9 protein-coding genes and 2 pseudogenes are annotated in these 11,219 nt (G+C 67.5%); 6 read left to right on the top strand and 5 right to left on the bottom strand.

Features of this window, described 5'->3' with window-relative positions; genetic code table 11:
- Window positions 1-698 precede the first annotated feature (698 nt).
- Complete coding sequence (msrA, locus tag ACWGJ5_RS44540; protein WP_453315319.1) at window positions 699-1,199, top strand: peptide-methionine (S)-S-oxide reductase MsrA; 501 nt, start codon at window positions 699-701, stop codon at window positions 1,197-1,199.
- Here the strand turns inward: msrA and ACWGJ5_RS44535 are convergent.
- On the bottom strand, window positions 1,157-1,345 hold the full coding sequence (locus ACWGJ5_RS44535; RefSeq protein ID WP_453315318.1) for an SDR family oxidoreductase: 189 nt from the start codon (window positions 1,343-1,345) through the stop codon (window positions 1,157-1,159). The genes msrA and ACWGJ5_RS44535 overlap by 43 nt on opposite strands.
- A 166-nt stretch (window positions 1,346-1,511) precedes the next feature.
- Here ACWGJ5_RS44535 and istA point away from each other — a divergent pair.
- The 3 genes and pseudogenes from istA to ACWGJ5_RS44520 all read left to right on the top strand — a co-directional run.
- Window positions 1,512-2,570, top strand: a pseudogene (gene istA, locus ACWGJ5_RS44530) (IS21 family transposase); the annotation flags it as partial.
- A gap of 45 nt (window positions 2,571-2,615) precedes the next feature.
- Window positions 2,616-3,612 (top strand): annotated as a pseudogene (gene istB / locus ACWGJ5_RS44525) (IS21-like element helper ATPase IstB).
- A gap of 559 nt (window positions 3,613-4,171) precedes the next feature.
- On the top strand, window positions 4,172-6,391 hold the full coding sequence (locus ACWGJ5_RS44520; RefSeq protein WP_453315317.1) for an FUSC family protein: 2,220 nt from the start codon (window positions 4,172-4,174) through the stop codon (window positions 6,389-6,391).
- 45 nt (window positions 6,392-6,436) lie between these two features.
- Here the strand turns inward: ACWGJ5_RS44520 and ACWGJ5_RS44515 are convergent, their stop codons facing one another.
- Complete coding sequence (locus ACWGJ5_RS44515) at window positions 6,437-6,646, bottom strand: WhiB family transcriptional regulator (RefSeq protein ID WP_453315316.1); 210 nt, start codon at window positions 6,644-6,646, stop codon at window positions 6,437-6,439.
- A gap of 700 nt (window positions 6,647-7,346) precedes the next feature.
- Entirely contained in the window at window positions 7,347-8,585 is a 1,239-nt protein-coding gene (locus ACWGJ5_RS44510; RefSeq protein WP_453315315.1) for an MFS transporter, read from the bottom strand.
- A 347-nt stretch (window positions 8,586-8,932) separates the two neighbouring features.
- On the opposite strand from ACWGJ5_RS44510, the gene ACWGJ5_RS44505 reads away from it, so the two are divergent.
- Complete coding sequence (locus ACWGJ5_RS44505; RefSeq protein WP_453315314.1) at window positions 8,933-9,109, top strand: hypothetical protein; 177 nt, start codon at window positions 8,933-8,935, stop codon at window positions 9,107-9,109.
- 80 nt (window positions 9,110-9,189) lie between these two features.
- Here the strand turns inward: ACWGJ5_RS44505 and ACWGJ5_RS44500 are convergent, their stop codons facing one another.
- On the bottom strand, window positions 9,190-9,738 hold the full coding sequence (locus tag ACWGJ5_RS44500) for a plasmid pRiA4b ORF-3 family protein (RefSeq protein WP_453315313.1): 549 nt from the start codon (window positions 9,736-9,738) through the stop codon (window positions 9,190-9,192).
- On the opposite strand from ACWGJ5_RS44500, the gene ACWGJ5_RS44495 reads away from it, so the two are divergent.
- Window positions 9,733-10,449, top strand: coding sequence for an IS630 family transposase (locus tag ACWGJ5_RS44495; protein WP_453315312.1), 717 nt, complete (start codon window positions 9,733-9,735; stop codon window positions 10,447-10,449). The genes ACWGJ5_RS44500 and ACWGJ5_RS44495 overlap by 6 nt on opposite strands.
- Before the next feature lie 585 nt (window positions 10,450-11,034).
- Here ACWGJ5_RS44495 and ACWGJ5_RS44490 read toward each other — a convergent pair.
- Window positions 11,035-11,219, bottom strand: a 185-nt coding sequence (locus ACWGJ5_RS44490; protein ID WP_453315311.1) for a hypothetical protein, incomplete at its 5' end; no start/stop codon positions are given.

Here is an 11,219-nt window from a genome sequence, read left to right as displayed (position 1 = left end):
GGCCCCGACCGGCGCAGGCCCTCGGGCGTAGCCCGCCCGCCCCCAGGGGGCTCTCGGTCGATCAGGCGCTTGTACCAGGGGTTCTCGTTGATGAACCGGTCGACCTCTAAGCAGTGGGAGGAGTTTCGCGGCCGCGGGCTGTCAAAGGCCCTGATCCGTTACGCCCTCGATGACCTTGAGGCCAATGGGTCGAAGATCACCGTCCGCACCGTCGTATGGGTGAAGACATGGCGTGAGCCGACCTCCTCGCACACGAGAATGCCCGCTGCCTCGCCGTCATAGCGGACCTCGTAGAATCGGCTGTCCGCATTGTTCACGACCTCGGCACGCCATCCGGGGGGAACTGCGACGGGCCAACGACGTGGCGGGGGTACGTCGCCCTGAACTGGCATGGGCCCCAAAGCCCCACTGCGGTCGGCCTCTCGCCTCAGACGGCATGCCAGGCGGACATGCGTAGACACCGGCCGGCGTCGGTCCGCGGCCAGCGACGTTCGCGCCAAAAATACTGACGCCATGGAAACCCCACCGAAGCAGCACGTCAAAGCACTGCCCCTCGGGTAAGGAAACCGCGCTCGGGTCCGCTAACCGTCGTGAGCGGGGGTGGTCGGGTTTCCGAGACGAACGGCGGGGCCCTGGCCGGCCTCAACCTCGCAGGTCAGCGCAAGCGTTGGTCCACGTCGAGGGGAAGGCAGTCCGACATGATGGAGACGGCCGTACTGGCCGGAGAGTGCTCCTGGGGCCTGCAAGAGTTGTTTCGCGCGCTGCCGGGCGTGGTCGCCACCCGGGTGGGCTACACGGACGGAGAAGTAGTGCATCCGACCTACCGGAACCACGGCAACCACGTGGAGTCGGTTGAGATCACCTACGACCCTTCCAAGACCAGCTACCGCTCCATCCTCGAGTTCTTCTTCCAGGTCCACGACCCCACCACGTCGAACCGCCACGGCGACGGCGTGGGCACCAGCTACAGGTCCGCCATTTTCTACGTAGGCCAGGAGCAGCGCCGGATCGCCGCGGCCAGGATCGCCGACGTCAGTGCCTCGGGCCTGTGGCCCGGGAAGGTGACCACGGAGGTGGTGCCAGCCGGCACGTTCTGGGAGGCGGAGCCCGAGCACCAGAACTACCTCAGACGCTATCCCGGCGCGCACACGTGCCACTATGTGAGGCCGAGCTGGCAGTTGCCCAGGCCGAATGTCTGACGGCTGTGGCTGCCAGACAGGCTTCCCCCTCGAGCGCGACGTGGCGTCCTGGTCACGGCCGGGGCGACGGCGTTCACCCGGATACCCTCGCCCGCCAGCTCGATGGCGAGGTTGTGCGTCAGCGCGTGCAGACGCGCCTTGGCCACGGATCAGGCCGTGGACGGCGTGGCCCCGGCAGCCCGATGACCCTCCCCTGAAACCTCACCAGTTGAGCCTGATCGACGACCTCGCTGCCGGCGGCTACCCCGCCCTGGGCTGAAATCCTCGGGATGACGCCGGGACAGGACGGGTGAGTGACTACTGACCTTCCACGTACACCGGGCCTCCCTTGCCTCCGTCCGGGTGCTCGGCGCAGGCGTTGACATCGTCGGCGAGCGGCGTTGAGGCAGTGTGTTTCGTCGACACCCGCGGCTCCCAGGTCGAAATCGTGCAAAACATCGGCCGGTCCCTGCGCCCGAACGCCGACGATACGGCCAAGACCGCCAGGATCATCCTGCCCGTCTTCCTCCGGCACCGCGAGGACCCAACCGACATGGTCGCCTCCGCCTCGTTCGCACTCCTCGTAGCCGTCCTCCAATCGGCTTCCGGGCCGAGATCCGTCGGTTTCACCGGGCCGAGCAGATGCCGGTGAGGGCGATCGCGAGGATGCAGGGGATCTCGAGGAACGCCGTCCGCAGGGCCATCGCGGACGACGCGCCGCCGAAGTACCAGCGGGCGCCGAAAGACGCGGTCGAACCGCAGATCCGCGAGCTGCTCGAGCAGTGGCCCGAGACGCCAGTGACTGTGATCGCCGAGCGGATCGGCTGGGACCGGGGCCTGACCGTGCTCCAGGACTGCATTCGGGACTCGCGGCCGGCCTACCGGCCTGCGGATCCGGCCTCGCGGACGGTCTATGAGCCGGGCGAGATCGGCCAGTGCGACCTGTGGTTCCCGCCCGCCGACATTCCGCTCGGCTTCGGCCAGGTGGGGCGTCCACCGGTGCTGGTGATGGTCGCGGGCTACTCGCGGTGGATCACCGCGCGGATGCTGCCCTCCAGGTCGGCTGCCGACCTGATCGCCGGGCACTGGCGGCTGCTGACCGAGCTGGGAGCCGTCCCGCGGGCGCTGGTCTGGGACAACGAGGGAGCCGTCGGCTCATGGCGGTCCGGCGGCCCCCAACTCACCGACAAATGCGCCGCGTTCGCCGGGATGCTGGGCATTAGGTTCCTGCTCTGCAAGCCACGCGATCCGGAGGCCAAGGCTCTGGTCGAGCGAGCCAACGGCTGTCTGGAGACGTCGTTTCTGCCCGGGCGGATGTTCACCTCGCCGGCGGACCTCACCATCCAGCTCGCCGACTGCCTGACCAGGGCCAACCGGCGCATCCACCGCACCTTGCAGGCCCGTCCGTCGGACCGGCTGGAGGCCGACCGCTCTCGCATGCTCGCCCTGCCGTCGATCCCGCCATCAGACCATCACCGACCCCGATCACGCGGCGGCTGCCGCTGCCGCCCGCAAGGCGGCCGTGGGCAAGAAGGCGGCAGCGACGGTGACCACGGAAGTCGAAGAGCGGTCGCTGGATACCTACGACCAGGTCTTCGGTGTCATCGACGGCAGCCTCAGCACCGGCGAGGGAGTCGCGTGATGGCTGCCAAGCTAACGGCGAACAGCCGTGATGTCTCCTCCGAACTCGGCTACCTGGCCAAGGCGTTGAAGGCCCCGTCCTCGCGGGATGCGGTCACCCCGCTCGCCGAGCGGACCCGTGACGAGGCCTGGAGCCACGAGGAGTATCTGGTCGCATGCCTGCAGCGGGAGGTCGCCGCCCGCAATTCGCATGGCGCCGAGGGACGCGCCCGGGCAGCCTGCTTCCCCTCCCGCAAGTCACTGGACGACGTCGACTTCGAACACCAGTGGTCTGTGAAACGCGAGGTCATCGCCCACCTGGGGACGCTGGATTTCGTCGTCGGCAAGGAGAACGTGATCTTTCTGGGGCCCCGGCACCGGCAAGACCCACCTGGCCGCCGGGCTCGGCATCCGGGCCTGCCAGGCTGGCCACCGGGTGGCCTTCGCCACCACCACCCAGTGGGTGACCCGCCTGGCCGAAGCACATCAAGTGGTCAGGCTCAGCGATGAGTTGACCCGGTTGGGTCGCATCCCGCTGATCGTCGTTGACGAGGTCGGCTACACCCCCTTCGAACCCGAGGTGGCGAACCTCTTCTTCCAGTACATCTCGGGCCGCTATGAATAGGCCTCGGTGATCGTGACCAGCAACAAACCGTTCGGCCGCTGGGGCGAGGTCTTCGGTGACGACACCGTCGCCGCCGCCATGATCGACCGCCTCGTCCACCACGCCGAAGTCACCTCACTCAAGGGCGACAGCTACCGCATGCGCGGCCGCGCCCTCGGACGGGTTCCCACGGCCGACACCGGGGAATGACCAACATCAACAGACGCAGGGGGTCATTTTCGTCCGTCGGCAGCGGCTCACAATTGCCGTCGCCGACGGCTCACGTCGCGAGTGGAATGATGCTGCTCGGACATGGCAGGAGCATGGCGGCCTGCGGCTCCCAAATAGAGAGTGAGCGTCGAGGCATCCGGGCGGGATCCCGATGCGCACTTGCCACTGTTGACGGAGCCGGCACACAAGGAAGGGTGCTCCTCCCGGCTTCGTCCCGCCACTCCCGCAGCGGGTCGTGATCACGGGCAAGGGCGATGGTCACGTCGGGCCGGCGACTGAGGCGGCGTCGCTGGCCTCTTCGATGGGAGCGCTGGTTCTCAGAGACCGGTATAGGCGTTGGCTTGATGCGGGACGGCGCGCCTGCGCCGACAATAAACGGATGGTCGAGGCTTCCCGTAGGTGCAGCCCTTCGGAGGGCAGGAGGCGTCGTGGCAGAGCACAGGAACGGATCGTAGGGCGATTTCGCGAGGGCGGTGCGGCCCTTTCGGCACTTCGCCGAGCAGGCAGGGCAGGGAGCGTCGTGCCTGCAGTGGTCGCCGTGGCCCTCGAGCTCGTCGGAGACGAGGACCTCACTCTGTTCGCGGCGTTCGGCGGATTCGCGACACTGCTCTTCGTCGAGTTCGCCGGTCCCATGCGGGCCCGGATCTCGGCACAGCTCGGGCTGGTGCTGGCCGGGGCCGTCTTGATCTGCCTGGGCACTCTCGCGTCCCGAACCGTCTGGACCGCTACGAGCTCCACCTTGATCGTCGCCTTCGTCGTGCTGTTCGTCGGCCTGGTCAGCTCGGTGCTGGCCAGCGCGGGCACAGCCCTGCTGGCCAGCTTCATCCTGCCGGTCACTCTGCCGGGCTCGGTGGAGTCGATACCCGACCGGCTCGGGGGCTGGCTACTGGCCGGCGCGGCATCACTGTTGGCGATCACCGTCCTGTGGCCGGCTCCGGTTCGCGATCCGCTGCGGCTGTCGGCGGCTCGGGCCTGTGCCCTGCAGGCCTGTCGCTTGCGTGCGGAGGCCGACTGCGTGAGCAACGGCTTCGTGCCGGCCGGCGGTGCGATCTCTGAAGTAGAGGCCGATGAGGCGAGGGCAGCGGCGACAGAGTTGCGATCGGCGTTCTTCGGCGCGTCCTACCGGTCGACCGGGCTGGCCACGGCCGAGCGGGCGCTCGTCCGCCTGATCGACCAGGTTGTATGGCTGGATGCGATCCTGAGGCGAATGCCGCTGAATCCGCGGCCGAGGTCGATCGCACTCGCGGTCTGCGAGGTCAAAACGGAAGCCGCGACGCTGCTCGGACACAGCGCGGTCCTCCTGGAATCGGCAGCCGACGACCCCCGGCTGTTGGACGCCGAGTTGAGACGTCTCTTTCGGGCACGACAGCATATGGAGCACGCTGTCACCTCGGCACTTCCCCTGTACCCCGCCCGGGTCCGGCCAGGGACGTCCTCCGACAGTGAACTGAGCGAGTTCATGACCTCGCTCGAGCCGGCTTTCCGTGCACAGGAGATGACCTGTGCCGTGTCCGTCATCGCTACCCAGGCCGGACTCTTTGCCGCCGCCTGCCGGCGTAGTTGGTGGCGACAGCTTCTGGGGCGCCCCCTCAGCGGAACGAAGTCCGCGCTGGCCTCGGCGTGGGAGGACCTCCGGGCACATGCCGAGCGGCATTCGGTGTGGTTCCACAACAGCGTGCGCGGGGCGACCGCCCTGGGCCTGGCCGTGCTGATAGCGGAACTGACCGGCGTAGGCCATTCCTTCTGGGTTGTCTTCGGCGCCCTGGCCGTACTTCGCACGACCGCATTGAACACGAGCCAGAATGCTCTACGCGGGTTGCTTGGGGCTGGTATCGGGTTCCTGGTCGGTGGTGGGCTCATTCTTGCTCTTGGTACCAACACCACGGTCTACTGGCTGCTGCTCCCGGTGGCCGTGGCCTGTGCCGGCCTGGGGGCCGATACCGCTTCTTTCACCTTGGGCCAGGCCGGTTTCACCACGGCGTCGCTGATCTTGTACAACCTCATCAGCCCGGGAGGATGGGAAATCGGACTCGTCCGTATCGAGGACATAGTCATCGGCTGTGCGGTCAGCCTCTTTGTCGGTGTCCTGTTCTGGCCGCGCGGGGCGAACTCGGCCCTGGGAAAGGCACTGGCCGAAGCCTTCTTCTGCGGCGCCCGCTACCTTCAGAGCGCGGTCGAGTTCGCGCTGCCCCCTGACGACGGGCTCGTGCGGTCGGTTTCCGTGCCGAACGCCGAGCGCCGACGGGCCGCCTCGGCGGCCAGCCGCCTCGACGACGCCCTGCGCAACTTCCTCGCAGAACGTGGGACGAAGTACGTCCCACTGGCGGGGGTGACGGCTCTGACCAACGCAGTGGTGGTCCTCCGCTTCACTGCCGAGGCCGTCCTACGGCTCTGGCAGGGTGCCGATCGTGCCTCCAGGCAAGCGCAGAGCACGGCGAGCGCGGAGGTCCTTGACGCCAGCGGGTTGGTGCTCGAGTGGTACGTCGGTACGGCGCGCGCACTTGAAGGGAGGGGCACGGTGCCCGTCCCGATCGACACCCGGCTCCTGGCCGGCCGACTGTTCGAGGCGGTCGGCTGCGACGTGGTCGCGGCAAACGAACCCGGAAGCGCGGAGATGGTCAGAACGATCTGGACGGCGGACCACATCGACGTCGTCCAACGCCTCCAGGCAGCGATCCTGGAACCCGCTCGAGCGGCCTCGGAGCAGTGCCGGCCCAGGTCGTGGGTCACCGTCACCAGACGCCGACGTCTCCCGTAGACGCCCGGCCTCATTCGGGCAGAGGAAGTTTCGGCACCGTGCGTTTCAGTTCTCCTCGTGCATACCGCACCAGATTCCGTACTGATGTGCTGTGGCGAAAGCCCGACTGGCGCAGGACCGGCGGACGGGGCACGTCTTGCCCGCGGACTTCGCTTCGTCGGCCCGGCACTGGCCGGGGCCCTTCGGGCTCACAGGGAAGAACAACTCGGTGTCGAGATCCCGGTGCCCGCGCCTTCCATGTGGGCACCATCCCAATGCCGGAGTAAACCCTCGGATCAGGCGAACCCGTTCATCACTTCTCTGGACGTAACCACGGGATGGTTGGCGCGGGCCCGGCGTGCTGCCGCCTTCCGGGCCACCGGCAAGTCAGGGGAATGCGCGCTGTTCCGCGGCATCGAGGCGCCGGTTCGCATTAAGAACCCGCCGTGCGGAGGTGCTGATCGTGATCTCGTGCCGCTGACTGTGGCCTGCACCGCCTGGATGGGCTCTGCGTGCCGTGCACCGGACGCCTCTCCGAGACGATCGTCCCGGCCATCATCGGACAGCGCGTGGTCGGCATGGACGCCGCCGCCTCCTGCACTCAGCTGGTACGGGCGTACGGGGAGCCGGTGCCCGGGCCCGCACCCGGCGTCATGCACGTCCCCCCGTCACCCGAGGTCTGGCGGAGCGTCCCGAGCTGGGCGCGGCGACGTGCCGGCATCGATCTGCATCGCTCCCGCACCGTCATCCAGACCGCCCGCTACGCCGCCCCGCTCGACGGGTGTGCCGGGGACCCGCTCCGCGCGTACGCACTGATGGGGAAGCTGCCCGCCATCGGCGTGTGGACCGCCGCCCAAGTCGGCCACCACGCCCTCGGCGATGCCGACGCACTGCCGCTGGGCGACTACCACCTCGGTCGCATGACCGGCATGGCCCTGCTTGGCAGGTCGCTCGCGGACAAGGACATAGAAGAGTTCTACGAGCCAGGGTTGCGTGCGGCGAGGACCGTGAACAGGGTGGCGATAACGCCAAGGGCGCCGTATCCGAGCGCGATCTGTGGTAGTGAGAAGGCGTTCGAGAGCTGGCCGAAGATGAGGCTGATCAAGGCGGCGCCGCTGTAGCAGAGGAGGTAGACCGCGCTGAAGATCGGCGCCCGGTCGGCCAGGGCGCTGCCGTGCAGCAGGCCGCGGGTGGCGGCGCTGACAGCGATGCCTTGACCGACGCCGGTGACGATGGTTGCAGCGATGAACAACGGCAGTGTGCCGATGGCGATGGCTGTAATGATGCCGATCCATCCGATCAGGACGATGATCATGCCGATGCGTTGGGCTGCCGCTGGTGTGAACCGGCCGCCGATGGGAGCACCGAGAACGCTCGGGGCCATGTAGCAGGCAAACACCAGTCCGAGGATGAGTGGGCTGCGGGTATGGAGTTGATCTTCGACCAGTGCGGGCATGAAGGACTGGTAGAAAGCCCCGGTCGCATAGGCGGTCACGAACACCACGGCCGCGACAGGGAGCAGACGCCTGACCCGAGCCGGTACGCGGACCCGGGGCCGCAGTGATCGCCAAGCGCCCGGCGTCGGCTTCGCGGTCTCCGGGCTGGCGACGATGAGTGCGGCAGACAGTACGAGGAGACCGGCGCAAACCAGGTAGATGAGCTCGCGTGGCCAGGGGGCGAACTGGACCAGGGCGCCGGCGGCGATGGCGCCGAGGGTGAGGCCGAGCATGGGTCCCTGGCTGGACGCGACGGAGGCCAGCCAGGCCGGCCTGGTGGGCGCGGCGTCGACGATGTAGGAGGTGAGGCTGCTGCTGGCCAACCCCGTACCGACGCCCATCAGGAGCCGACCGGCCAGCAGAGTGCCGATATCGTGCACGTTCAGCAGGAGCAGACAGCCCAGCAGGAGCAGCCCGAGGCTGGCGATCGCGGTGCGCCGTCGGCCCAGATGATTGGACAGCCGTCCCAGCACCAACAGTGCGGCGATAATGCCGACGGAGTAGGTGACGAAGGCCAGCGAGATGCCGGCGTTGGTGAACGCGTCCTCGGCCCGGTAGGTGTTGAACAGGGGGATCGGTGCGGCCGACGCGGCAAACGAGGCCACCAGGGAGACGATCCCAGATGAGAATGCCAGCCGGAGCGTTCTGCCCTGGCGAGGCCGGTTGATCACTGGTGACACATCTGCGTCGTCGAGAGGGGGCGCATTCAGTCGCGACATAACGGATCAACCTCCGGTAGCTGTGCGAGTAGTCGCCGAGCCCAGGCCAGGCCGAGCATTTTTGGGCTTGGCAACCCAGTTCTCAGAGGTAACACCATCCAAGACTGGGCTGTCAAGCCCAGTCTGCAGTGTCGTGGGACGTATGGCAGCCACGACGGGAACACGGGTTCCTCGCAAGCTCACGGACAAGGATCAGACGACGCGCGCCGGTCCTGGAGCATGCCGCGGTACTCATCTGCACGAAGGGTGTCCGCGCGACGAACAACGAGCAGCTCCGTCGCGCGGACGGCGCCAGCGGGTCGCAGCTGAACCACTGCTTCCCGACAAAGGAGAGTCCGGTCCTGGCCGTGATCGCCCGGCAGGCCGATCGCGTCCTCGCGTTCCATCGCGGTGAGCGATTCGCTTCCTTCGACGATCTCGACGCGTTTCGGGAGTGGGCGGATTTCTACGTCGGCTACGAGCACGCCTACCAGGAAGGCTGCAGCCTCGGCTCCCTGGTCTGCGAGATCATCAAGACCGAGTAGTGCAGCGCCGCATTGATCTTGCAGGGGTAGGTGCCCGCCGTCAGCGGCGACGCGGGCTGCTGGCGTCGGGCGGTGATGCGTCAGTAATTGATGAGCACGGTCGCGAGAGGGGATAGCGCGGAGTTGACCTGGGCTGCGTCGAAGGCTGCGGGGTCGAACTGGTCGGCAGAGTCGAGGCCCAGCCAGTCCAGGCGGTCTTTGTGTTCTTTGTGGCGGGAGCCGGCGAGGATCTCGATGAGGTAGTCGTATCCCCAGATGCCGCCGCAGTCCTCGGGCGGGCAGGTGCGGCGGCCGGTGAGGCATCGGGGGTAGGCGGTGCCGGCCTTCGGGGCGGTGACGTCCTGGATGAGGATGTCGTGTTCCCAGTCGTCGCCGAAGTCGTAGGTATAGCGGAGCCGGTCGCCGGTGTGGGGTGCCACCTGGCAGAGCCGCTTGGAAGCGGCGCTGCCGATGCCCAGGTCGCGGTCAGCGACGCCGTATCGGTCCCGGCCGCTTTCGAAGGCCCACATCTGGTAGTCCTCCCAGCTGAAGTCGGCCTGGATGATGTCGTGCAGCTCTCGCAAGGTGATGCCTGACGGCACCTCCAGGCGGCGTCGAACGCGGCCATCGCCCGCGCCCTTGGCGTGCATGTGGACACCGTGCGGCGCTGGCGCAAGCAGTTCGCCGCCGACGGCCTGGCCGCGCTAGAGGACCGGACCCGGCCTGGTCGCTCCCGCCGTTACGGCTCCGACGTGCACCTGGCCATCGTCGCCACCGTCACCTCCGCCCGGCCCGCCACCAACAACCACTGGACTCGCCGCGTCATCGCCCATCGCTTGAGCGCCATCGGGATCTCAGCGTCCCAGGTCGGACGGATCCTGGCCGGCCTCGACCTCAAACCGCACCTGGTACGTGGCTGGCTCACTTGCCCGGACGATCCGAACTTCTACACCAAGGCCGCCGAGGTCTCCGCCCTCTATCCGCACTGCCCGCCCCACTCCGTCGCGCTCAGCGTGGATGAGAAGACCGCGATGCAGGCTTGCTCCCGCCGCCATCCGACCCGCCCGGTGAAGCCCGGCCAGATCGAGCGGCGCGAGTTCGAGTACCGACGCCATGGCACCGCCTCCATTATCGCGGCCCTGGACGTGCACACCGGTCAGGTCCTGGTCGAAGACATCGTCCGCAACGACTCGGCCACCTTCATCAGCTTCCTGCGGATGCTCGACCAGCCCATCGACCTGAAGCTCACGATCCACTTGGTCCTCGACAACGGGTCGTCCCATGTCACGAAGGCGACCCGGGCCTGGCTGGCAGCACACCCGAGGTTCGCCGTCCACCACACACCCAAACACGCCTCGTGACTCAACCAAGTCGAGATCTTCTTCTCGATTCTGGCCCCCCGCCGACTGCCGCGGCGCGGTGAGTTCACCTCGCGCCAGGATCTCATCGACCAGATCCGCGAGTTCACTCTCGCCTACGACGACGAGGCCTGACCGTTCCGCTGGACCTACGACGGAACCCCGCTCAAAGCCGCATGGCCCTCGCAAGATCAATGCGCTGCTGCACTAGCCGCCAGCGGCCTCACGCCGTGATCCCCACCGGATCGGCGAAGAGCCGGTTTTGTTTTTGTCTGGCGCCGCGTCGGTCAGTCGGCGGACGGCAGAAAGCTGAAAGTGTCGGGGTCGACCGGGCGGTTCTGTCTGGGAAGGCCCGCGCTGACGAGCAGGTACGACTCGGTCACGAGGTTGTCCACCAACGCCTGCTCGATATCCGCACCAGGTCTGATGGTGATCCAGTGCTTCTGTCCATGTGGTAGCCGCGAGAAATGCTCGTGTGCGACGCGCGGAGAGTGTCCGCATCTGAGGGATCGGCTTTGAGGATCAGACCGGCTCCCCAGGCATCGATGTCTGCAGCATGAACACCTTGCCACCGACTTTCCACACCTCTCAGTCGCCGGTGAACTGGTGCGTGTGCTCTGAACGCGGGAGCTCTGCGGCGCGCGCGGCTGCGCGGTTCTGGACTGTCCTGTCTGCGTACATCTTGGCCTCCTCGAGGTCGGTAGAGGTCGACTGCCCGGCGTCCGTCGAGGAGAGGTGCGGGCGCCGGACAGTCGAGTTGCGCAGAACCGAGC

The sequence above is a fragment of the Streptomyces sp. NPDC054783 genome, from assembly GCF_053611725.1.
Note: the sequence above shows the minus strand (reverse complement) of the source record. Positions and strands in the feature narration are given on the sequence as shown.